Annotated in this window: 16 protein-coding genes and 9 pseudogenes; 6 read left to right on the top strand and 19 right to left on the bottom strand. The window is 59.6% G+C overall.

Annotated elements, in window-relative coordinates:
* Positions 1 to 13: 13 nt before the first annotated feature.
* From tnpC to FNL56_RS07355, 6 genes and pseudogenes are all read right to left on the bottom strand, one after another.
* Positions 14 to 1327: pseudogene (gene tnpC, locus FNL56_RS07380) on the bottom strand (IS66 family transposase); the annotation flags it as partial.
* 140 nt (positions 1328 to 1467) lie between these two features.
* Entirely contained in the window at positions 1468 to 2277 is an 810-nt protein-coding gene (gene istB / locus FNL56_RS07375; protein ID WP_143577608.1) for an IS21-like element helper ATPase IstB, read from the bottom strand.
* On the bottom strand, positions 2274 to 3782 hold the full coding sequence (istA, locus tag FNL56_RS07370; protein WP_143581886.1) for an IS21 family transposase: 1509 nt from the start codon (positions 3780 to 3782) through the stop codon (positions 2274 to 2276). The genes istB and istA overlap by 4 nt, the downstream gene beginning before the upstream one ends.
* Before the next feature lie 293 nt (positions 3783 to 4075).
* Entirely contained in the window at positions 4076 to 4423 is a 348-nt protein-coding gene (gene tnpB / locus FNL56_RS07365; protein ID WP_143581885.1) for an IS66 family insertion sequence element accessory protein TnpB, read from the bottom strand.
* A gap of 88 nt (positions 4424 to 4511) precedes the next feature.
* A complete protein-coding gene (gene tnpA / locus FNL56_RS07360) occupies positions 4512 to 4772 on the bottom strand; it encodes an IS66-like element accessory protein TnpA (RefSeq protein ID WP_246661632.1) in 261 nt (86 codons plus the stop codon).
* Between the two features lie 456 nt (positions 4773 to 5228).
* Positions 5229 to 6167, bottom strand: coding sequence for a LysR family transcriptional regulator (locus tag FNL56_RS07355; RefSeq protein ID WP_143581884.1), 939 nt, complete (start codon positions 6165 to 6167; stop codon positions 5229 to 5231).
* Between the two features lie 202 nt (positions 6168 to 6369).
* On the opposite strand from FNL56_RS07355, the gene FNL56_RS07350 reads away from it, so the two are divergent.
* Positions 6370 to 6906, top strand: a complete 537-nt coding sequence (locus tag FNL56_RS07350; RefSeq protein WP_168204641.1) for an OsmC family protein — start codon at positions 6370 to 6372, stop codon at positions 6904 to 6906.
* Between the two features lie 200 nt (positions 6907 to 7106).
* Here the strand turns inward: FNL56_RS07350 and FNL56_RS07345 are convergent, their stop codons facing one another.
* On the bottom strand, positions 7107 to 7820 hold the full coding sequence (locus tag FNL56_RS07345) for a TetR/AcrR family transcriptional regulator (RefSeq protein WP_143581882.1): 714 nt from the start codon (positions 7818 to 7820) through the stop codon (positions 7107 to 7109).
* A 243-nt stretch (positions 7821 to 8063) separates the two neighbouring features.
* Here FNL56_RS07345 and FNL56_RS07340 point away from each other — a divergent pair, with 243 nt between their 5' ends.
* On the top strand, positions 8064 to 8630 hold the full coding sequence (locus FNL56_RS07340; RefSeq protein ID WP_143581881.1) for a cupin domain-containing protein: 567 nt from the start codon (positions 8064 to 8066) through the stop codon (positions 8628 to 8630).
* A 217-nt stretch (positions 8631 to 8847) separates the two neighbouring features.
* Here FNL56_RS07340 and FNL56_RS07335 read toward each other — a convergent pair.
* Positions 8848 to 9228, bottom strand: a pseudogene (locus tag FNL56_RS07335) (ATP-binding protein); the annotation flags it as partial.
* Positions 9229 to 9315: 87 nt separating this feature from the next.
* Between FNL56_RS07335 and FNL56_RS07330 the strand changes: the two are divergent.
* Positions 9316 to 9809: pseudogene (locus FNL56_RS07330) on the top strand (transposase); the annotation flags it as partial.
* Positions 9810 to 9992: 183 nt separating this feature from the next.
* Here FNL56_RS07330 and FNL56_RS07325 read toward each other — a convergent pair.
* A pseudogene (locus tag FNL56_RS07325) lies at positions 9993 to 11519 on the bottom strand (transposase).
* 105 nt (positions 11520 to 11624) lie between these two features.
* Between FNL56_RS07325 and FNL56_RS07320 the strand changes: the two are divergent.
* Positions 11625 to 12350, top strand: a pseudogene (locus FNL56_RS07320) (transposase); the annotation flags it as partial.
* A 133-nt stretch (positions 12351 to 12483) separates the two neighbouring features.
* Positions 12484 to 13364: pseudogene (locus FNL56_RS07315) on the top strand (IS3 family transposase); the annotation flags it as partial.
* A gap of 7 nt (positions 13365 to 13371) precedes the next feature.
* On the opposite strand, the pseudogene FNL56_RS07310 reads toward FNL56_RS07315, so the two are convergent.
* The 3 genes and pseudogenes from FNL56_RS07310 to FNL56_RS07300 form a co-directional block, all read right to left on the bottom strand.
* A pseudogene (locus FNL56_RS07310) lies at positions 13372 to 13656 on the bottom strand (IS30 family transposase); the annotation flags it as partial.
* 39 nt (positions 13657 to 13695) lie between these two features.
* Positions 13696 to 14925, bottom strand: coding sequence for an IS3 family transposase (locus FNL56_RS07305; RefSeq protein ID WP_246661631.1), 1230 nt, complete (start codon positions 14923 to 14925; stop codon positions 13696 to 13698).
* A 305-nt stretch (positions 14926 to 15230) separates the two neighbouring features.
* A pseudogene (locus FNL56_RS07300) lies at positions 15231 to 16367 on the bottom strand (IS30 family transposase); the annotation flags it as partial.
* A gap of 41 nt (positions 16368 to 16408) precedes the next feature.
* Here FNL56_RS07300 and FNL56_RS07295 point away from each other — a divergent pair.
* Positions 16409 to 16687: pseudogene (locus FNL56_RS07295) on the top strand (IS3 family transposase); the annotation flags it as partial.
* Between the two features lie 384 nt (positions 16688 to 17071).
* Here FNL56_RS07295 and FNL56_RS07290 read toward each other — a convergent pair.
* The 7 genes from FNL56_RS07290 to FNL56_RS07260 all read right to left on the bottom strand — a co-directional run bounded on the left by FNL56_RS07290 (position 17072) and on the right by FNL56_RS07260 (position 23168).
* Complete coding sequence (locus tag FNL56_RS07290; protein ID WP_143581880.1) at positions 17072 to 17800, bottom strand: glutathione S-transferase family protein; 729 nt, start codon at positions 17798 to 17800, stop codon at positions 17072 to 17074.
* A gap of 113 nt (positions 17801 to 17913) precedes the next feature.
* On the bottom strand, positions 17914 to 18672 hold the full coding sequence (locus FNL56_RS07285; RefSeq protein ID WP_143581879.1) for an ABC transporter permease: 759 nt from the start codon (positions 18670 to 18672) through the stop codon (positions 17914 to 17916).
* On the bottom strand, positions 18669 to 19406 hold the full coding sequence (locus tag FNL56_RS07280; RefSeq protein WP_143581878.1) for an ABC transporter permease: 738 nt from the start codon (positions 19404 to 19406) through the stop codon (positions 18669 to 18671). Before FNL56_RS07280 ends, FNL56_RS07285 begins: the two co-directional genes overlap by 4 nt.
* Positions 19406 to 20230 (bottom strand): ABC transporter ATP-binding protein, encoded by an 825-nt coding sequence (locus FNL56_RS07275; RefSeq protein ID WP_143581877.1) that lies wholly within the window; start codon positions 20228 to 20230, stop codon positions 19406 to 19408. Before FNL56_RS07275 ends, FNL56_RS07280 begins: the two co-directional genes overlap by 1 nt.
* Positions 20227 to 21165 (bottom strand): ABC transporter substrate-binding protein, encoded by a 939-nt coding sequence (locus tag FNL56_RS07270; RefSeq protein ID WP_143581876.1) that lies wholly within the window; start codon positions 21163 to 21165, stop codon positions 20227 to 20229. The genes FNL56_RS07275 and FNL56_RS07270 overlap by 4 nt, the downstream gene beginning before the upstream one ends.
* 53 nt (positions 21166 to 21218) lie before the next feature.
* The gene (locus tag FNL56_RS07265; protein ID WP_143581875.1) at positions 21219 to 22166 is read right to left on the bottom strand and encodes a fumarylacetoacetate hydrolase family protein; all 948 of its coding nucleotides are present in this window, start codon (positions 22164 to 22166) and stop codon (positions 21219 to 21221) included.
* Between the two features lie 9 nt (positions 22167 to 22175).
* Positions 22176 to 23168, bottom strand: a complete 993-nt coding sequence (locus FNL56_RS07260) for an MBL fold metallo-hydrolase (RefSeq protein ID WP_143581874.1) — start codon at positions 23166 to 23168, stop codon at positions 22176 to 22178.
* Positions 23169 to 23199: the final 31 nt, after the last annotated feature.

Here is a 23199-nt window from a genome sequence, read left to right as displayed (position 1 = left end):
TCAGGGGCAGGTCAAACGAGCTCCAGCGCTTCAGCATGTAATCCATTGCCTTGGCGACGTCGTTGCTACGCGCGAGTTTAGCGCGTTGCTCCCGCATCCAGACTTCCAGATCGCCGACCAAGGGTGCGCTCAATTCCTGACGCACGGCTCGTCGCCGTTCGGGCGTTTCGCCATTAATGCCACGCTCAATCTCGAACAGTGCGTCGATGCGGCGGACGGCTTCCAGCGCCAGCGGAGAGATTACCACGGGCTTCTTGCCTTGCACCTTGCGGCGCGCGTTCTCCGCCAGATCGGCCATCACGAAGAATGGCCGTCGAGCGTGGACCCAGCACGCGGCTTCCAAAATCGGGCCTGCGTTGCGGCCGGCGCTGTAAAGCTTTCCATAGCCGCCATAGGCATCGGCCTGGAACAGTCCGCTGTAGCCGGCCAGATGCGCCTGTGGATGCTCACCTGCGCGATCGCGTGAGTAATCAAATACGGCACCTGGCGGTGCTGGTCCGCCGAACGGCTTGTCATCCCGGACATAGACCCAGATCCGGCCTGTCGAGGTCTTGCCCTTCGCCAGAACCGGCACCGTGGTGTCGTCGCCGTGCAACCGCTCGGCGCTGAGCACATGGGCCTCAAGGCGCTGGAACAGCGGCATTAGCGCGACTGCGCAGCCGCCGACCTGGTCCGCCAGCGTCGACAGGCTGATCGGCACGCCCTCTTTGGCATAGCGCTCGGCTTGCCGATTCAGCGGCTGGTGCTGGCCAAACTTCTCAAACAGCACCATCGCCAACAGGCTCGGGCCCGCCCAGCCGCGGGCGATGACGTGGAACGGCGCCGGCGCCTGGGAGATCTTCTCGCAATCCCGGCAGCTGAACTTTTCCCGGACGTGCTGGATCACCTTCCAGGATTTCGGGATCACCTCCAGCGTCTCTGTGATGTCTTCGCCGAGTTTCGACAACCGGGCACCGCCGCAGCACGCGCACGACACCGGCCCAGGCACGATCACGCGCTCGCGAGGCAGATGCTCGGGGAACGGCTTGCGGGACGGCCGGCGGCGGGAGAACGACGCCACGGTAGTGGTTGCGCTCATGACCTTGGCCGCGGCCATTTCCGCCGCCAGTTCGTCCTCGGTCGCCTTGGCCTCGAGCTCCTCCAGCGTCAGTTCGAGCTGATCCAGAAGGCGGGCGGACCGCTCCGAGCGCGGCCCGTAACGATCGCGGTTCAGCTTTTCGATCTGTAGCTTCAGATGGGCGATCAGCGCCTGATCGTCGGACTGCTGGGCACGAACGATGGCGAGTTCGGCGCGCGTCGCAAGCAACGTTGCGTGCAGCGCCTCAATGTGTAGCGCGTCAATCTGGATGGGAAGCGCGACAATCAGGATGGCAATTTAGCGGTCGCGGCGTGGGGATGATTGTCGCGGCCTGACGATAACGCAAGTGATAATTGCGTGTCGTGGAGTTGATTGTCGTGGAGCGACAATCAGGATGACGCTTTGATTGTCGCGCGCGTTGGCGGCCTTCCGGCTCCGCGGGCTTTGTCGACAGCCTCTTTTCGGCGATAGCTGTCGACATTCATTTCGAGGATCGTGGCGTGGTGGACGAGGCGGTCGATCGCCGCCAGCGTCATGGCTTGGTCCGGGAAGATTTTTCCCCATTCACCGAATGGCTGATTGGCGGTGATGAGCATTGAGCGGCGTTCGTAGCGGGCGCTGATCAGTTCGAACAGAACGCTGGTCTCGGCTTGATCTTTGGTCACATAGGCAAGATCGTCGAGGATCAGCAGGTGATATTTGTCGAGCTTGGCGATCGCCGCTTCGAGCGTGAGGTCGCGGCGCGCGATCTGGAGTTTTTGCACGAGATCGGTAGTTCTGGTGAACAACACGCGCCAACCGTTTTCGATCAGGGACATGCCGAGCGCCGCTGCCAGATGCGATTTGCCGCCGCCAGGGGGACCAAAACACAACAGATTGGCGCCCTTGTCGAGCCAGGCGTCACCGGCGGCGAGAGCCTGCACCTGCGCCTTTGAGATCATCGGCACGGCATCGAAGTCGAATGCAGCGAGGGTCTTGCCCGGCGGCAGGCGGGCTTCATCCAGATGACGTTCGAAGCGACGACGGTTTCGCTCCACCATCTCCTGTTCAGCCAGGGCCGCCAGGAAGCGGGCGGCGGGCCAGCCTTCCTTATCGGCGGTTTCCGCCAGGGCGGCCCAGATCAGCTTGATGCCGGGCAGACGCAGTTCGCTGAGCAGCAATTCGACACGGGCGGCGTCGATCTTGACGGTCGCGTTCATGCGGCTTCTCCCACAGCCGCGGCAATCTGGTCGTAGATAGCGAGCGAGGGCAGCGTGACGACGACGACCGGTAGTGCCATGCCCTTCGGTCGGAAGCGTTCGATCAGCGCCTTGAGATCCGGCAGGATGCCGTCGTCGAGCGTGGCTTGCAGCACGGCACCGAGCTCCGCCTCGCAGGCCCGTTCATGTGCGAGCGCCAGAAGCCCGACCATGGCACGGCAGGCTGGTCTTTCGCCAATGCCGGCGAGCAAGGCGTCGAACGCACGAGCGTAAACGCGGCGGGGGAACAACTGGTCTCGATAGACCAGATTGAGCAGCGCCATCGGTTTGCGGCGCAGCGAATGGATGACGTGACGATAGTCGATGACATGGCCGTGTTTGCCGTTGGGCTGGCTTCGCCCGCGCCGCAGGGTGACGATGTGGGTGGCGCCCTGGAAGCATTCGAGCCGGTCGTCATAGAGACGCACCCGCAGCCGGTGACCGATCAAGCGGGAGGGGACCGAGTAAAACACCTTGCGCAACGTGAAGGCGCTTGATGTCGTTACATCGACGTTGACCTCCTCATAATCGGCGGTCTTGCGGACCGGCAGTTTCTGTAGCGCCGTCCGCTCCTGATCGATGCGCTTGGCATTGCGCGCGTTGCCGCGGCCAACGATCTCGTCGACAAAACCCCGCCAGGCCGCAAGATCGTCGAAGTCGCGAGAGGCACGCAGCAGCAGGGCATCGGCCAGCGCTCTCTTGAGATGGCCATGCGCACTTTCGATCGAGCCGTTCTCATGCGACACGCCGGGATTGTTGCGGGTCGGCGTCATGCCGTAATGACTGCAGAACGCCTCGTAGCGCGTCGTCAAATCCTCCTTGGCTTCAGCGCCGAGATTGCGGAACGCGGCTGACAGGCTGTCGCTGCGGTGCTGCTCCGGCACCCCGCCCAGCGACCACAGCGCGTTCTGCAAGCCTTCCGCCAGCGCGACAAAACTTTCGCCACCGAGTACGACATGGGCGTGTTCGAAGCCGGAGAAAGGCAGCCGGAAGTGATAGAGCCGGCAGTCCAGCAACTGGCCCGCAATGGTGACGCCGAGATCGGCGACCTCGGTGAAGTCCGACAACCCCATGCGACCCGGCGGATGTTCCTGACGGAAGATCACCTCCCGATCCGGCCCGTTCACCGCCCGCCATGCCCGAATGCGCCGCTCGAGCGTCCGCCGCGTTCCAGAACCCAGTTCCGGATGCCGCCGGCATAGTTCCTCGAACACGGCGATCGGCCGCAATCCGGGGGCGGCCCTCAGTATCGGCAGAACTTCGTTCTCCCAAACGTCGATGAACGGATCGGCTCGACGGCGTGCGCGGCGCGCCTTCTTCTGGGTCGGAAGTCGGGGATCCTTCTCGTATCGGTAGGCGGCGGAGGTGCTGAAACCAGCCTTTGCAGCGGCGACGGCTGGCGAATGGTTGCGACGCAAGCTCATGAAAAGCCTCATTTGTTGATCGGTGACATGCCGGCCGGCCAAAGCACTGGTCCTCTCGAAGGAGAAGCCGATGCTTTACCAGCCGCCGTTACCGCCAATGAGGCCCCTTCGGGCCGACACGCCGCTGCTGGGGTGCCTCCGGTCGGGCTACGCCCTCCCTTCGTCACCCCAGCAGCGGCGCATTCTCATCCTGATTGTCGCGGGATTCTCATCCTGATTGTCGCGCTACATCAATGTCTTCCGGAAGCTTTTCAGGGCCGGTTTCCATGCTCTGATGGAATCATAAAAGTCGCGATTTGGCGCGGACTTTTTACGATTCACGAGACTTTTCGCAGCTATCCCGCGCTCTGCGGCCGCCAGCTGTGTTGCGGATTACGCCAGTCGATCGCCTCCAGCAAATAGCCCATCTGGCCGGCGGTCAGCGCCACGACACCGTCAACCGTCGACGGCCAGATGAAGCGCCTCCGGTCGAGCCGCTTGGTATAAAGCGACAGGCCGATCCCGTCATGCCAGAGCGCCTTGATGAGCGTGCCAGCACGGCCGCGGAACACGAACACGTCGCCGGCAAAGGGATCGCGCCCGAGGCCTTCCTGCACCAGCAACGCCAAACCCTGCATGCCTTTGCGCATGTCGGTATGACCGGTCGCGATCCAGATCCGGGCACCTGCCGCGACCGGAATCATCGGCGTCCCAGAACGGCCAGCACCCGAGCGAGTGCTTCCGCATCGACGCCCGCGTCGACAATGACGCGACCATGCTCTCCGAGATCGATCACCATTTGGCTGCTTGATGCAGTGGGACGTCCGGTGCCGCTGCCTCGTCCACCACCATCGCTGGGACAAAGGCCGGTTTCGGCCGTTCGGAATCGCCTGTGCTGGCCTCGAACGATCGCCGCCAGATCAACAGCAGCGAACGAGAAATCCCATGCCGCCGCGCCGTTGACGAAACCGCCCGAGGTGTCCGCAAACTTTCCAGAACGATCCGGAGCTTCTTGTCATCCGTCCAGCGACGGCGCCGACCGGTCTCGACCATCGCGAGCCGCTCAACCTGAGTACTGCACCTATTGCTGTCCATAAGGACTGTTACACAGCACTTCACCAAACCGAGACAAGACGGCCTTCACCGGAGGGAGACCTCTCAGCGAACTTTCAGTTCTACCTCCTGCGCGGCTTATGCATCGCGCATGTCATTCGTGCGAGGCGGGAAAGTCCAATGTTTTGTTTTCGCGGCGAGCGTTTTCGCTGGTCGAACTGCCAACAGAACGTCAAAGACGCCGCTGCTGTGTCCTGAAGCTCTGCTGCTGGCACGCTTGCGCGCGACACGATCTACTTTCGTGAGTAAAAGCGCTTCGGGGTGCCATTGAGCATGCAAGCTCAAAGCGTATCTGTCACCTGCAGGTTCACGGAGCGAGATGCTTGTTGTAGCACTCTATTCAGATACTCGTAGCTGAATGTACTTCAGCGAACCGCCCCTCGTTCTCAATTTACATCAGATTTGCCATGTGGAATTAGTTTGTAGTGTCGCCTTCCATCTCTCGGCCTTGATTTGCTTGAGAACGAGTTCCTCAATGCACTTAATAAGTGCGCGAACCGCCGCGGAGTGTTCGCGGTTGCGAGAAACCGCAAGCGTCCATGTGACCGACATACCTCGAATTGGGATGGCCATCAAACGATTCAAGGAGACATCATGCTCCACTGCCGACCTAGGCAAGATGGCCGATCCGACCCCCCGCCTAGCCAACTCAAGTAACATAGGCAATGTATTCGTTTCCGACCTGACAACCGGCTTAATGTTCTGCTGCTGAAATGCAATATCGACTCTCCATCGGATATAATTTGGCAGTCTATACAGCACGAGTGGAAGTTTGGATATGTCTGACATCGTCAGCCGCGTTTTAGCGGGCGAACAGTGAGGAGAGCTGGCCAACACTATTTCCTCAATCGCTAATACTTTCGTAGATACATTCCTTAAGCGGGACCGCGTTGAGAACATCAACGCAACATCGAGATCGCCGCAAGCGAGCTTTTCGCCTAGAACGTCGCTTATGCTCTCATATATAAAGAGATCTACGCGAGGATATTTGCTGCTGTACGCTTGAACTAGCGGACCATTCAGCACTGCGACCAATGATGGAGGCAGGCCGATGGCTAGGCTTCCGCTCGGCTCTTGGTCGAGCGTCTTGATATCTTCTTGCAGCTCATCGAGTTGTCGCGCAACGCCAAGAGCCCTTGTAACTAGTGCCAGACCAGAAGGAGTAAGATTGACACCACGCTGGTGACGAACAAACAGTTTAGTACGAAGCTCGCTTTCTAGGAGCGCGATGCGCCTGCTCAACGTAGGCTGCGTCACATTTAGTGCATGCGCCGCCTTCCCGAAACTGCCGAGTTCAGCTATTCGAAGAAAGCATCGTAGGGATTGCGCATCCATTAAACTTCCCCTGGTTAACGTGTGCGATGCGCAAATGCTTATCCGGCCTATCAACTGATATCGTCGCGAAGCCTACTGATCATACATAAAACGTATCGCTGTGATAGGTAATTTGTTGAAGATCTATCCGCGTGAATCGATAGTGTTTGGGCTCGGACACCGTCGCTGATAAAGAATGCAACCTGCAAACGGAGCTAGCTCGATGAACGCAACAGTCAAGCCCAAATACGTTGAAGTAGATGGCACAACGCTCACCGGAAGGTTTCCAGTTAGCTTCGAGCTTACTGGATACTCTTCAGGAAAACGCAGGAACGATGTAAAGGTCGGGATGACTGAACCCGAACGCCTTCAGATGTGGGACCTCGCGAGCGACGAAGGCAAATTTCACGGCGGCGACGAAACCGCGCCAAAACCATTGGCGCTTTTTACGGCCGGAGTAGTAACATGTTTCATGACGCAGATGCGCACTTTCGCTCGCCAATGCGGGGTTCAGGTTCATGGCTTAAGCACCAAGGCAAGGTTTGAATGGTTCGCTCAGCGTGACGGTCAAGAGCCATATGTTGCGCACCCAAACAAATTTTTTCTTGATATCGAATTTGATACTGTTTCTTCTCTGGACGCTCAAAAACGCCTCGTTCGAGCTGCGGCTAGAGGCTGCTTCGCGGAACAGATTCTCTCTGTAGAAATTGTGCACCGCTTGAAGCATGAAAACGAATGGATTGTGTGCGAGCTGAAATAGTTATACTTCGATTTATCGGCCGTGCGAAAGATCGTTCGCACGGCCTACGACGCAAATTTAGTCAGCCGATCTTTCGAACAAGCTGCGGGCAACGCCCTGTCGAGGCTGGAGATCGTGCCTTCTCGCCTAATTTCAAGTATACGGCAGAGTGATAATTTCGGTATCGGGGAAGCGAGGCGAAAGCTACCCTTCCTACTGCTTCAACTTTTACGACGCACAACTCTGGTCTTCGCATTCCTCTCCGCAGTCATCATTTTGCAAGCATTTGAATATAGGCCGTCAACTAATAAGTACACGGCGCCCGGCGCGTCCTTAGGAACCTCCGCGTGATAGATCCATTTCCGGATGCCAATATAAAAAATTGCGCCGTGCAGTCCCCACATCAATTCCATTTCGCCCTCTGAAGCGGGCAACCGCGTAATAGCTGGCGCGTCAAATTCGTAGCGGAGCTCGTTCAGTACCGGCTTGTAGATATGTTCAGTGACGAAAGTACTGAATCGATTATTGATGGAAGCCCCGGCAAGACCTGATAGGAGATAAATTCGCACCCATTCGTAATCGTGCAACATTGTTTCGGCGTACTTGCCGTAGAATAGCTGCAATCGATCACGCAGCTTTATAGAGCGGTCAGCCAGCAAACTGTCCCAATCAGCATCCCACCGACCGAGAAAGACTTCCTCATAGACGCGGTCTATAAGAGCTTCCTTGCCCGGAAAATATCGATAAAGCAGACCTTTCGACACCCCTAGGCGCGAGGTTAATTCGCGCGTTGGTCCGTCGAATCCGCGTTCTGCGAAGTACGCAATAGCACCGTTTAGAATTTGCCGTTCCCGATCGACTGGATTCAGGCGCAGGCGCTTCTTCACAGCCTTTTCTCGCGGCGAGACGAACTTTGCTTTGGTCAGCACGGTCATTGTAAGTTCTCTTTTTCAAACCTTCTTCTACTAGAAGACGTCGGAATAGACTATGCGGCTATTGACAGCTTACGATCGGGATGCAACGAATGGGCTATCGCCCAATAGTAAGACGCGACAGGCTATGGAGCGACGAAGTGATGGCTTTGGTCGCCAAGCAGCAGCAAAATCGGTTGCTTGAAAATCTGTCGACATAGGTTGAGAAACGTCTTTGCTGGAAATCTGTCAAGAGAAGGAAGCAACATGGAAAATCTTCCGCGGTCTGGCCTAGCTCGGCAGGAAATGTTGAAACGGGTCGCGTACTTCAAGGATTTAAAGGGCTCGGATGGCGGCCTTCCTGACAGTAAGATGGAAGGCTGCATCCGTACCCTTTACAACGTGATTGGTTTTCAACCCCCGAAGGGCGAGGGCGGCGCAGTAACTTCGCCAGTTGGTGACAATGCGTCGCGCCTTGCCGCAATCAAGATTTCCGAAGGCTTTAACCTCGGTTATTGCCGTGCCAAGCCCGGCAACGGTCCAATGATGCACAACCACGACACCAACGAGACGTTCATTCCCATGACCGGTACTTGGCGCTGCAGTTGGGAAAATGAAAGCGGTGGCGTCGATTACGTTGATGCCGGCCCCCTCGACGTGGTTTCGTTTCCGCCCGGAGTGGCGCGACGCTTTGAAAACGTCACAGCCGACGGCGATCCAAATGAAGAGTCGATTCTGATGTTCGTAATCGGTGGCGATGGCCCGAAAGCGGAATTTACTGATCAATCGATGGAGATCCTGGAGGAGGCAGGCGCATGGTCTCAACCGGGCTGACAATCAGTGGTGATCTGATAGCTACGCGAAAGCGGCTGGACGATACCAATAAAAGAGTAGAACCCGACGCTTCTTTATAAGCTACACCTGTCAAAGGCGGATCGAAACCAGGCCAGCGTGGCGGAGTAAAAGCAGGCCAGTGAGGCGGGGATCCACCGACATGCAAGGGGGCTCGATCGGGCCCCTTTGCATGTCGGCGGCGAGAATTGTTCCGAGACTACCGGGTGGTAATTTCGCCGGTGTCTGGATCAACGGCCTCGACGGCAGACTGGTCGCCCACGTCCATGGCGGCGGGTTTCCGGCGGCGTGCGGATTGCGTCAGCCGATAACTCTCGCCGTTCATCGACAGGATGTGGACATGGTGGGTCAGCCGGTCGAGAAGCGCGCCGGTCAAGCGCTCGGCGCCGAACACCGATGTCCATTCCTCGAATGGTAAGTTCGAAGTGACGATGGTCGAGCCACGTTCGTAGCGCGCGCTGAACACCTCGAACAAGAGCTCGGCACCGGCCGTCGAGAACGGCACATAGCCCAGTTCATCGATGATCAGCAGCTTTACTGCGGCCAGGTCGCGCTGCAGCTTCAGCAGCCGCCTCTCATCGTGTTCCCCGTTAGCACACCCTTGAGACAAATTGAGGGACTTCACGAAGGGAGGATTTCTGGTTCATCGTAGCCGCAAGGAGCGAAGATGAAACAGAAATCCGTACCGGGCAAAGCGCCCGCAGAACAAGTGCTGAAGGACATCCGGCGCCAGACGCGTCGGCATTATTCGGCCGAAGAGAAGATCCGCATCGTGCTGGAAGGGCTGCGTGGCGAGGAGAACATCTCCGAGCTTTGTCGCCGTGAAGGTATTGCCGCCTCGATGTATTATGGCTGGTCCAAGGAGTTCCTTGAGGCCGGCAAGCGCCGATTGGCCGGTGACACTGCGCGAGCCGCAACGCCTGGTGAGGTCAAGGATCTTCGTCGTGAGGCCACCGCCTTGAAGGAGGTCGTTGCCGACCTCACCCTCGAAAATCGCCTGCTCAAAAAAAACATGAACGGGGATGGGGAGGACGAGGCATGAGGTATCCCGCATCCGAGAAGGCCGAGATCATTGATCTGGTCGAAGGGTCGCACCTGCCGGCCAAGCGCACACTGGACAAACTCGGCATCCCGCGTTCAACGTTTTATCGTTGGTATGACCGCTTGTAGCGCGTCAATCTGGATGGGAACGCGTATTGCCGCATCCGAGATTGTTCCCGAAGGCCGTTTCGTTGCCTCATTCAAAATGTTGCCCTTGGCCGTAGCGTTGTTGGAAGCAAGCCGCTCGCGAAGCGCGCTTCCCAACGCGCTGTAGCGAGCGAGCGGCTTGCGGGCCGCTGAAGTCTACGAAGGAGCCGGCATGCTGACGCTTGGCGCAGCTTCCGGCGCCGTTCCCAAGACAAGATTATGCGCGGCCTGGCGCCGCAGGTGCTTCAGGCGCCGCTGAAGCGTGCGCAGATAGCCGTCGCTATATTTTCGAGGATAAGCCGACTGGAGACGGTCGAGCAGCTCGCGCGAGGTCCGCCACGGCTCCGCTGCAAACCAGGCCTCGATCTCGGTGGAGACCGCCGCCAGTGGATCGGGCCTTCGGCGTCCGCGCGGAACTTTCGGCTTCGGCCGCGTCGCGGGGTTCGGCTCGCCTTCTCGCCACGCTGTCTTCAAGCTGGCTAGGAACTGCTCGATCGTTGGCGGCGACTTCGTTGCGTTCGCCGTTCGTAGCGGTGTGTCGGCCATGTCGACGAGCCGCTACTGCCGTGCGCGGATGTCCTGAAGTAGACGGACGGGATCGAGCGTCGCGTAGATCGTGCCGACCCGGCGAGCGACTTCCGGCGGCGTTCGCGGATCGTCCAGCAGCCGCTGATAGGGCGTCGCCGGGCTGTGATATTTCTTTCGAACGCGCGCGCCGTCGCGGTGCTTCTCGGCGAGCTTGAAGGATGGCTGGAAGTAGTTGATGAACAGCCGCGCCGACGCGTAGAGTCGGCCTAACTCGGCCGTGGCTTCCAGGCCCTCGAAGCGGCGGTAGCCGACCAAGCGCCAGCCGATGGCGCCGTTCTTCTGCTCGACCCAGGCCTGGTCATTCTTGCGATAGGGCCGCGAGCGGGTGAACTCGATCCCGTTGGCCGTGCAATAGGCGTTGACGGTCTCGTTCATGAAGACAGTGTCGTTGTCCGTGTCGAACCCAAGGACGGGCATCGGCAACTGCGTGCGCATCTGCGACAGCACCTCGGTCAGCAGCGTCTGCTCGCGGAAGAGAAGCGGCATGCAGTCGGTCCAACCGGTGGTTATGTCGGTGAGGGTGAGCGTCTGCACGAAGCTGCCATCGGCGCACGGGCCGCTATGAGCGACGAGATCGGCTTCGAAGAAGCCCGGCGGCGGGTCGTTCCAGTCGGAGAAGGTCCGAACCGGCACGCTTCTGCGCAGCGCCGCCGACGCGACCGCCCGGCGGCGCTTGCGGCCGCCGGATCGTTCTTTTGCTTCCCGCAAGGACCGATCGATGGTCGCCGCGCTCATCGACAAAATTGCGGCGCGAACCCCGTCGGCGAGGCAGATATGGCCGTGGCTCTCCATGGACGCGACGAGCGCAGGTAGAAGACACTTGAGCCGCTTGCCGCAGATCCGATCGGAAGCTTCCCAAAGCAGTACCAACGTCTCGCGTACGGCGTCGTCGTAGATCCGCCGTCCCGGGCGCGGATCGGACCGGCGGCTCGGCTTGGCAGTCTTCAGCAGACGCTGCGCGTGCTTGCGGTGAATCCCGGCGACGGCGACGAACTCGTCAAGAATCCGGCCCTTGTCCACGCGCCCGGACCGCGCGTAGCGATCGCCGATCGCCGCAACAAGCTCGTCCATCGTCGCCATGCTTACCTGCCTCATGTCCGCCACCGCCCTGCGCCTGAAAGGAACAAAACCGGTGAGGCAACGAGGTCATTTTAGGCAACAGTCCAAGCGAGGCAATGCGCGTTCCCATCCAGATTGACGCGCTACATGGCCGTGCGATTCACTGACGAGAGAAAGTACTTTGTCTCCGAGGCTTCGGTCTATCGGCTGTTGAAGGCGCATGACCTGATCACCAGCCCGGCCTATGTGGTGATCAAGGCGGCGAACGAGTTCAAGGACAAGACTACCGCCATCAACCAGCTCTGGCAGTCGGACTTCACCTACCTCAAGATCACGGGCTGGGGCTGGTATTACCTGTCGACGATTTTGGACGACTTCTCGCGCTACATCGTGGCCTGGAGGCTCGGGCCTACCATGTGCGCTTCCGACGTCACGGCCACGCTGGACCAGGCACTAGCCGCGTCAGGCCTCGATAGTGCCACCGTCGTGCAGCGGCCAAGGCTGCTCAGCGACAATGGCGCGTCTTATGTTGCGGGCGATCTTGCTGACTGGCTCGATGACAAGGGCATGCAGCACGTGCGGGGAGCACCGTATCACCCCCAGACCCAGGGCAAGATCGAGCGCTGGCACCAGTCCCTGAAGAACCGCATTCTGCTGGAAAACTATTATTTACCCGGAGATCTCGAACGACAGATCGTAGCCTTCGTCGAGCATTACAATCACGCCCGCTATCATGAGAGCATCAACAACGTCACGCCAGCGGACGTCTACTACGGCAGAGCGGAGGCGATCATCGTATAACGCAGACGCATCAAACTTGCCACCATCGCAAACCGTCGCTTGCAGCACCGACTGCAGGCCGCTTAAACTCTAACCACTGATGAGCCAGAGCCTCTCTTCTCGAAACACCTGATCAGTCTCAAATTGCCTGACGACGAACTGAGCTGCACCCGGTTCCGAAGACACCAAGTTAGGTGTTTTATGGAGCTGGAGGTGTGTCATGGAGAGACGAAAGTTTACGCGAGAGTACAAGCTTGAGGCGGTCAAGCTGATCAAGGATCGGGGCGTGTCCTACGCTCAGGCTGCCGAAGACCTCGGCGTTCATCCGACGCAGCTGCGTGAATGGGTGAAGAAGTTCGCCGACGACCCACAACATGCGTTTCCCGGCCAAGGTCAGATGAAGCCGGAGCAGCAGGAGATCACGCGTCTCAGGCGTGAGGTTGCCAAACTGAAGGCTGAGCGCGACATCCTAAAAAAAGCCGTGGCCTACTTCGCGAAAGAATCGATGTGAAGTTCGGTTTCATTTCGAAGCACCGGGGGCTCTGGCCGGCGGATTGGTTGTGCGAGGCGCTCGGTGTCTCGCGAAGTGGGTTCTATGCCTGGCTGACGCGTTCACGCAGTCGGCGTAGCCGAAGCGATGAGGAGTTGGGTGCGAAGGTTCGAGCCAGCTTCCTTGCGAGCGACCGCACCTACGGCGCCAGGCGTGTATGGCACGACCTGCTGGCAGAAGGTGTATCGTGCGGACTGCACCGGGTCGAACGATTGATGCGGCTACAAGCTCTCAGGGCGCGGCCACGACGGCGTCGCCTTCCTCCTGATGTGGGTGAACGTCAGGCGAGCGCTGTCGCTGCCAACGTGCTTGACCGCGCCTTCGAAGCGGCGGCTCCCAACCGCAAGTGGATTGCTGACTTCACCTATATCTGGACGGCGGAAGGCTGGATTTATGTGGCGGCCGTCATCGACCTGTTCTCTCGGCGCGTAGTAGGCTGGTCGATGCAAACCGAAATGACGGCGCAACTTGTGACCGACGCCCTCGTCATGGCAATCTGGCGACGAGGCAAGCCTGATGCGCTGCTACACCATTCCGACCGGGGCAGCCAAGGCGGATTCAATCGGTCGTCGCAACAGGGCCATGGTTAGCGGATTGGAGGTGCCGGTCAAGCGCCTCCGCGGGTGTCTTCCAACCGAGGGTCTTGCGCGGTCTGGTGTTGAGGGTCTCGGCAACAGCAGCAAGCGTGTCGGAGCCGTGCACGCTGAGATCGGTCCCCTTAGGAAAATACTGCCGAAGCAATCCGTTGGTATTTTCGTTCGTTCCTCGCTGCCAAGGACTTTGCGGATCACAGAAATAGACCTGTACGCCAGCATCGATCTTCAATCGAGCATGCTGCGCCACGGAGCGTGTCAACGATTATGAGACAGTCCAGTTTTGTATTTAGGCTTGAATTGGATGTCGGTCCGCGGGCGGATTGATCCAGGTCGCGATCGGCTTTGCAGGCGGTTCAGGCTGCTTTCTGACGAAACGTTCGGGGTTTCTGCTGAAGGCACCGTTGAGCGTGATTTGGCGGGCAGCATGGACCTGGTCGGCCTGACCGAAGTGCACTTGGTCGGGCGTCATCAGGCCTATTCCGGCATGGTGATGGACCTGATTGTACCAGTCGAAGAAGCCGCGGCAGAACGCCTTGGCGTCCTGGATGCAGCCGAAACGTTGCGGAAACTGCGGCTGGTATTTCATGGTTTTGAAGTGGCTCTCCGAGAACGGATTATCGTTGGAGGTGTGCGGCCGACTGTGAGACTTGGTGACGCCGAGATCTGCGAGCAGCAGCGCGGTAGTCTTGGCTCGCATCGGGCCACCACGGTCGGCATGCAAGGTGAGTTGACCGATGGGTACCGAATGTTTGGTGATGGCGTCCTTGAACAACGCCGCGAATAGCGTGGCGCTTTCCCGATCGGCGACACACCAGCCGACAATACGCCGGCTGAAAATGTCGATGATGACGTAGAGATAGAAGTAGGACCACTTGGCTGGTCCCATCAGCTTGGTGATGTCCCAGGACCAGACCTCGTTGGGCGCTTGCGCCAACAGCTCGGGCTTTTTGTAGATCGGATGCCGCAGCTGGTTACGACGTTCGCGGACTTCCTGGCTTTGAACCAGGATGCGGTACATGGTCCGGATCGAGCAGTGGTAAATGCCTTCGTCGAGCAGGCCGGCGTAGATCTCGGCGGGAGCCTGATTGGCAAAGCGTGGGGCGCGCAGCAAATCCAGCACGTTCTGGCGTTCGATGGCGGCCAACTCGCGTGGCGGCTTTGGTCTCGGCTGACGTAACGTCGGCGGCCTCGCCAAATGCGCGCGCCGACGATAGACGCTGGCACGCGACACGTTCAGAGCCCAGCACGCGCCGGCGGTGAGACGAGGCGTTACCGCCAGGGCGACAATTGCGTCGACCATCATGCGTCGTCGCTGTCTGCTGTCGCCAGCAAGGCCGCCACTTTTTTTTGGATCGCGATGATGGCTTCGGCGTGCTCGAGCTTGCGTAACAGCCGCGCATTCTCTCGCTGGGTCTGCGCCAGTTCCTGTGCCATCGGGTTGCGTATCGCGGGCTTGGGTCCACGTTTGACCGGATGCTGTCCGCCGAGCATGCCAGCGTCCCTCAGTCGGCGCCATTCGCTCAGGGTCGACGAGTACAGGCCCTCTCGGCGCAGGATCGCGCCGGTGCCGCCCGCGGGGGCGCGGTCGATCTCCGCCAGAACTCGCAGCTTGTCCTGCAGGGTGAAGGTTCGACGCCGCGGGCGATCAGACAGTTCAGGCGTCGTCGCCGCGGGGGCTGGCACGGCGGCCGGCCTCCGGCCTTCCGCCGCACCAGCCCCCGCGGCCGCACCCAACTTCACATCTCTATTCGGCATAACCATGTGATCTCTGTCCTACGCCCCGAGGCTAAACTCTTCGGACTCAGATGTCTCATGGTCATTGGCACGGAGGGCCATCTCGGCTCCCTGATCCCAAGTCAGGGAGCGACGGAGTTGCTCGGGCAAAGTGACAATTGTACGCGCGATGGCATCACGAACAGCCTCCGCGCCATGACCTGCGAGAGCCGGCCCGTTCTTCACCCGTGGCGAACAACCGTGCCCCGGCAAACGCGGAAGGTGCAGCAGCATGGTGAACCGCGTCGTGCGTTCAACAAGCGTGCCGATCGCCGAACTCCCTAATCCAAGGATAAGATCACCTTCCCAATGCCCGGGCACCGCACGATCCGTGACTTCTGCAGGGCGCTGGCTAATCATGACCTCTGGTGAGATGAACGCCTTTCCTCGTCCACGCGATCGTGCCCTTGGCGTCCGCAATGTTCGCCCGGTTCGCAAGCAGGCCGTCAACTCGCGCCGAAGTGCACCGCGCCCCTGAATAAATAGCGCCTGGTAGATGGCTTCGTGGCTAATCCGCATGGTCTCGTCGTCCGGGAAGTCGATCTGCAGCCGCCTGGCGATCTGCTCCGGGCTCCATGCCCGTGCCCATCGTCGATCCTGCCTCTTGCCGTGTCGGCGCCCCTTCCAGGGCACGATCGGCCCGGGAATAGAAACACCGCTCGAAGAAGCCACAACACCGGTTAGCTTCTCTTCCACATAGGAGCGCAAAGGCGTGTTCGCGACAAGCTTCGCCACCTTCGGGCGGCGGGCCGAACGCTCAGCATGCCACTGGGCGGTCGTCGCGCGATACTCAAGCCCGCCACTACGTGTCGCTGCGTTGCGCCGGATCTCGCGGGATATCGTCGAGGCGGACCGGCCGAGCCGACGTCCGATCTCACGCAGCCCAAAGTGCTGGACGCGAAGCAGCGCAATCTCCTCGCGTTCGGCCAACGACAGATAGCGCCCAGAGAGTGGCTTCGCCGAAGATCTGAATATCGCTGGTGGCATACCGCCCGCCTCCCGAAACCATCTTGGTCCCAAAGGCTGCGACGCACCTGCCGCGATCGCAGCACACTCGCTGCTTATACCGTCCGCGATTAGCGCCCAAAACCGGCTACGCGCGCTCCGGCTCGCTACCGGAGGGCGGCCTGGCGACCGCAATGGAGCTCTACCAGATCGATGGGAACGCCGTCTCTTAATGCTCATCACAACTCCTCCGACGGGTGTTGCGACGACCAGTTGAATCCGCCCAATACACCAGCGAGCAGTTCCAGCGATTGATGGCCGACCACGGCGTCGTCTGTTCAATGAGCCGGTCTGGAAATGTCTGGGACAACGCGGCGATGGAGAGCTTCTTCTCGTCGTTGAAGACGGAGCGAACCGCGCGCAAGATCTACCGAACAAGGAACGAAGCCAAGGCAGATGTGTTCGACTACATCGAACGCTTCTATAATCCGAAGCGGCGTCACTCGACCATCGGATATCTGAGCCCTATGGAGTTCGAGCAAAGAGCGGGATTAGTCTAAGCCGGTGTCAACAGAACCGGGTGCAGCTCAAACAGGCTGCTTGCTAATGAGTCCACGCCCTAGATCACAACCTGGAAGGCGCAGCTCGAGGTTGGCGCTTCCGGGGTCTTCGGGTCGAAGGCAAGGCGCCGGCGATGAGCCAGAGCCTCTCTTCTCGAAATGACTGATCAGTCTCAAATTGCCTTACTAAAGACAAGTTGGATGACTTCTCCCGCCACATTGTGGCGTGACGACTAGGGCACACTATAAGCGCTTCGGATGTCACGGCGACGCTGGAACAGGCACTGGCGGCATCGAGTCTCGACAGCCCACCGTTGTTCTTCGACGCAGGATGCTCACCTTATCATAGCTGCTACTCCATCGCCAACGACCACATGCTGGAGGTCAGTTATGTGGCCCCAAATCGCGTGATCCTGGCACGTAGGCGACATCAAAATTCGGACGGGTTTTAATGCGCTCCAGCCATCCAGCAACCCGGGGCCTGCGATCCCAGAGATCGGAGCGTCCGCAATCCTCCAGCCTGACTATCGTCGGCGTCAGGCTGACATCAGCCAAAGTATACTGATCGCCGACTATCCAAAGGCCGTTTTCGAGCGCCACCTCCATACGATCAATTGTTTGGTTTAGACGCTCTATGGAAGCTTCCATCTCCTCCTGCGAGAATCCCTTGCGGCCCATTTTTCGATAGAAGTGCTTTCGAAGGGGCAGTCGCTCCGTATACGCCAAGAACTCTTCTTCGGTCATCTTGGACCAGATCGGCACGAAAAAAGTATTGAACGATATCGGACGTATCGACGGCGTCGGTACCTCATCAATATATTGCCGCCAGGCCCGCATGTGGGCGAGCCTCCTGAGGTTCTTCGGTCGAACGCTGTTGTCCGGGAAAGCTTCGTCAAGATATTCGTTGATGACCGAACTCTCGATAATTGGGTGGTCATCATGTAACAACGTCGGCACAACCCCGTTGGGATTTAATTTCAGATAATCCGCAGAGAGGTGGTCTCCTCTGCCGAAATTGATCTCCGTACCAATCCATTCAAGCCCTTTTTCTGCAAGTACGAGCCGCACCTTCTGGCTGCACGTTGAAATGAGCGCGTGATACAGATGCAGCATGACATTCTCCTTTAATTCTGTGGGCTTGCTTCTACGGTCGAACGCGTTCGTCCGCCGCCCGCACGCCGTTTCGTAACTTCTTTGGCGGCGAATGCCGGATCCTCCGACAGTACCTAATTCTGCCAAGCCATCAGCCGCCGTTGCGCCTCTTCCATCACCATGTTGATGACAAACCCCAGACCACCCAGGACGATCACGCCGGCAAACAGATCCGCACTGTTGAATGAACGGGCCGCCTGGAGAATGATGCTGCCGAGGCCGGGTTCGGCGGACATCATCTCGGTGACCACAGCAAGGATGAGCGACACCGTGAGCCCAAGACGCACACCCGCGAAGATGTCGGGCAGCGCCGAGGGCAACACGATGGCCTGGATGACCTCGCGCCTCGACAGCTCCATCGTCCGCGCCATTTCGAACAGGCGCGGCTCGACCGACTTGATACCCTGAACAGTGGCCAGCAGGGTCGGCCAGAGCGAACCGAAGGCAATCACGACGATGATCATGGTCTTGGTCAGCCCAAGCATCAGAATCGCGGCCGGAATGATGGCCGACGCCGGCAGCGGCCGCAAGAATTCGAGGCTTGGCTCGATGTAGGCGCGGGCGCGCGGCGACAGACCGATCAGGATGCCAAGGCTGCAGCCGACCAACGTCGCAAAGGCGAAGCCGACCAGCATCCGGCCGGTGGTGCCAATGATCGCAGTCCACAACGTGCCGTCGCTGGCGAGTGCCGCCAGCGCAGCCAGCGCATTTTCAACCGGCGGCAGGAACACCGGAGACAGAAGCCCGGACAGCGCGGTCAACTCCCAGACGCCAATCACGCAGAGCAGGACGAGGATCGAGCCGGGATCGGGCAAGCGCGAGGTCTTGATCATGCTGTGTCCCACCGAACGAACAGACGGCGCTGCATCGTGACCAGACCGGCATTCAACAACCAGCCGAGCAGGCCTACCCAGATCAAATAGGCAAACATCCGGTCCGGATGCAGCGTCTCCTGCGCGACCACCAGCGCATAGCCCAGACCGAGCGGATTGGCGGTGATTTCTACCGTGACAGCGACGATCAGCGCAACGCCGGCGGCCAGACGAACCGCTGTAAACAGACTCGGTACGATCTTCGGCATCACGATATGCATCAGCCGTTGCAGCCAGTTTAATTCCAGCCCGTCGGCCACTTCCAGAAGTTCGCGCGGCACCTGCGCCACGGCGGACTGCGTGATGATCAAGGTCGGCCACAGGCAGGCAAACGCCACGACCGAGATGCCCATGCCGTAGCCATAGCCGAAAGTGAGCATCGCCAGCGGGATCAGCGCCACCGAAGGCACCGGCCGCAACACTTCGACCGAAGTCTGCGCCAACCGTCCGGCACGGTGCGATAGACCGAACCAGGCGCCGAGTGCAACGCCGAGGCTGCCGCCGATGGCGAGGCCGGACAGCGCGGTGGTAATCGTCTGCTGCGTGGCCACGAGAATGCTGCCATCCATCACTGCACCCAGCCCGGCCCGGGCGATCTGGCTCGGATAGGACATGGCGTCGGACTGCACGACGCCCGACATGCCGACGGCTTGCCAGAGCGCGAACATCAAGATGGGCAGGGCCAGGCCGCGCATCAGTGTGCTCGTGGCAAATAGTCGAAGAGTTCGTGCCGATAGGCCAGGAATTTGCCCTCTTCGCGGGTCTTGAGCTGATCGCGTGGATATTTCAGGTCAATGTCCAGCACAGCAGAAATTCGTCCGGGACGGCTTTCCATCGCGCAGACCCGGTTGCCGAGATAGATCGCCTCTTCGATGTCGTGGGTGATGAAGACCACCGTCATTCCTGTCTCCTGCGCGATCCGCGCCACTTCGTCCTGCAGGGTCTGCCGCGTCATCGCATCGAGCGCGCCGAACGGCTCGTCCATCAAAAGCAGTTCCGGCTCCATCGCCAAGCAACGGGCGATCTGCAGGCGTTGCTGCATGCCGCCGGACAGCTGCCGCGGATAGCGGCCGGCGGCATCGGTGAGGCCTACCTGCGCCAGCAGCTGTTCGACGGCGGCCGCCTTGCTGCGCGCGTCCGGCTGCGGCTTCTGGGTGTCGAGCGCGAGTTCGATATTGCCGACCACCGTGCGCCACGGCAGCAGCGCCTTGGTGTAATCCTGAAACACCACGGCGCGCTTGCGCGACGGCTTCGTGATCCGCTCGCCCTTGAAGGTGATGGTGCCTGCTGTCGGCGAGTTCAGGCCGCCGATCAGGCGCAGCAGCGTAGTCTTGCCGCAGCCTGAGCCGCCGATGATCGAGAGAAATTCTCCTGCCCCAATCTCCAAGCTGATATTTTCAAGGATCGACAGCCGCCCGGCGCCCGAAGCCACCGAAAAGCTGACGTTTTCAAGCGTGACGATCGGGGGACCCCCGACCGCTCTGCTTTGCGGGTCCACGATCTTGTGAACCGCGCTCATTTCCAGACGATCCGGGCCGGATCGGACGGCCGCTTGGTCAAGCCCTGCGCCACGCACATTTTCGACCAGTCGTTGACCTTGGAATCCGGCATGCTGGACTCAAGAACCGGCAACACGACCTGCGCCAGCGCTGACTCCGGCAGTTTGGTATAGACGCCAATCGCCCTGCGCAGAACCGCCGGATCCTTGTTGCCGAGGTCGGTCGCCTCGTTGATCGCCTTCTGGAACGCTGCGGCGGCCTCCTTGTTGCTCGTGGCCCACTTGCGCGAACTCACGAACCAGCCTGACGCGATGCCGTCGCCGATCTCACCAATGTAATTGGAGACGACATAGCCCTGCTTGGCTTCCAGCACCCGCGTCTTGAACGGGTCCGCGGTAAGGATGCCATCGACCTGCCCGCCCTTGAGTACGTCGCCAAGCTGGGCAAAGGACGATTCCACGAACACCGTCTTCTTCCAGTCGGCGCCGTTGCGCGTCATCCATTCGCGAAACAGCACATGGAGAAAACCGTTGAGACCGGGCGTGCCGACCTTCTTGCCTTCGAAATCCTTGGCGACTTTGATATCGGATCCCTCGCGGCCGAGCACGGCCGCGTCGGTCGCGCCCTTTACGGTAATCCCCGCACCCGTCAGGATTACCAGATCGAGCCCGTTCTCGATCGCCTGCAGGGTCACCGGAGCCGTCGGCGTAGCGATCTGCAAACTGTCGGAAACCAGCGCGGCCGGTGTCGTTGATGAGTTCGGCACCAGCACCATCTCCACATCGAGACCATGCTTCGTGAAGATTCCCTGGTCTGCGGCGACAAAGGCGCTGGAGAAGGCCGATGCCGCCGAATAGCCGAATTTCAGCTTTGTGGCCGCCGATGCGTGTCCGGCAGCGAAGCCGAGCACGATCGGAATCGCCCCCAGAATGGCAATCATACGATTCAGTCTCATTGGATGTTCCCCTCATGGACGTTGGTCACTGCCCGCTCTTGCGGCTGGTCAGATCAGCTTTGCTTGGGTCCCAGAATGCGGTTGCGCAGCACGCCGAGCCCAGTGACTTCCAGCTCGATGACATCGCCCGGCTCGACGTAACCGCCAATTTCGAGGGCGCAGCCGTTGCCAACCGTTCCCGATCCAAAGAACTCGCCGGCACGAATGGTCTCGTCCTTTGAGACATGGGCCAGAATATCCTCGAACTTGTGGTACATCTCGCCGCTATTGCCGCGCGAGCGTTCCTTGCCGTTGATGCGCACCGTCATGGTGAGATTGTATGGATCCGGAATCTCGTCGGCGGTGACCAGCCAGGGACCGATCACGTTGCCGGTATCGAAATCCTTGCCCTTGGCGGGGCCGAGCATGCCGAGCATTTCCTCGGCCTGCGCATCACGGGCGCTGATGTCGTTGAAGATCGAATAGCCGAAGATGTGGCTGCGCGCATTTTCTCGGGCAATGTTCTTGCCGCCCTTCGACGTGAAGATGCAAAACTCCATCTCGTAATCGAGGATCTTCGAGTAGCTCGGCCATTCGACATCGGCTCCGTCGCCGACGACGCTGAAACGATTGCCTTTGTAATAGATCGGCTGCTTGTACCAGACGTCCGGTATCTTGACGTCGTCGGGATGGACCGGCTTGTTCGGATCGTTGCGTAACAGCTTTGATGCCATCGCCTGCTTCAAGTGCTTCTCGAAGCAAAGGCAATCGCGCATCTGACGCGGTTCGGGCACCGGCGCGAGCAACTTCAGCCCGGCGACGGAAATCACCACGGCATTGCCGTCTTCCCGAATGGCGCGGGCGGCGTCGAGCGCCTGCGGCCCGCCGTCGATCAGCGCCAGCATGTCGCGGAAGTGCGCCGCGTTGCTGCTGGCCGTAAAGTCGACGATGGTGCTCTCGTCGACGCCTAGCGCGCCGATATGCTGTTGGCCCGCAGCGGTCAGGAATGTGACGAGCTTCATGATCGCACCTCAGCTCGCCTTGAACACGCCAGTATGGCGCGCGCAGTTGCACAAACCTGCCTTGTGGAAACGCGACATGTCCTTCCACAGGTTCAACGGGACGATCTCTTCCGGGCTGCCATATTCCTTGTACAGCGACGCCACGTTGATTACGATCCGCTCGCTATCAATCCAGTCCATATACGGGTCCATCTTGATTTCGGTGGCCGCCGTATAGGCGTCCATGCCGGCATCATAGCGCTTGCGCGCTTCCGCATTGATGTATTCGAGATAGCTTTTGAACCGAGTCACGCCGGACTTGTCGGTGACCGGACCATGGCCCGGCACGACGATATCGACGTCCCAGCTCAGGATCAGATCGCAGGCCTTAATCCAGTTTCCAACTGGGCCGGCCCAAATCACCGGATGGCCGCCGACAAACAGGAGGTCGCCTGCAAACACCGTCTTGTCCTTGGGCACGTAGACAAGCGTATCGCCGCTGGTGTGCGCCGGACCCGCATAGACAAGCTTCACGTCCTTGTCACCGACTTTGAGATCGAGTTGACCAGAGAAGGTCTTCGTCGGCGCGGTATAGACGACATCGTCCCAGTCAAAATTCTTGCCCATCATCTCGTAGAAAAATTCGGCGCCTTCGCCCAGTGCCCGATGGTTGCGCTTGATCTCCTTCAACCCCTCTGGCGGCCGCTCGAGCATTTCTTCTGCAGTCTCCTTGGTCGTGATAATTTCGGCGCCGGAGACAAGTTGATTGCCGAACGTATGGTCGCCGTTAGCGTGAGTGTTGACCAGCGACTTAATCGATTTCGCCGCCGGCACCGCGTCGCGCATGGTGTCGAGCATCTCTTGCGTAAGCTTCAGGTCGAACAGCGTGTCGACGAGCAGGTTCTGCTCCCCGTCGACGATCAGGCCCGCATTGCTCCAGCCCCAGCCGCCATCCGGCTGCAGGTAGGCATAGTTGTTACCGCCGATGTCGTGCAGGCCCTTGGTATATTGCCATTTCGGCATTGTTGTTTTCTCCTTGGCTATTCTTTTTATG

The sequence above is a fragment of the Tardiphaga sp. vice304 genome (genome assembly GCF_007018905.1).
In the GTDB taxonomy this organism is placed as follows: Bacteria; Pseudomonadota; Alphaproteobacteria; order Rhizobiales; family Xanthobacteraceae; genus Tardiphaga.
The sequence above is the reverse complement of the archived record's forward strand: the minus strand, read 5'-3'. Positions and strand labels throughout refer to the sequence as shown.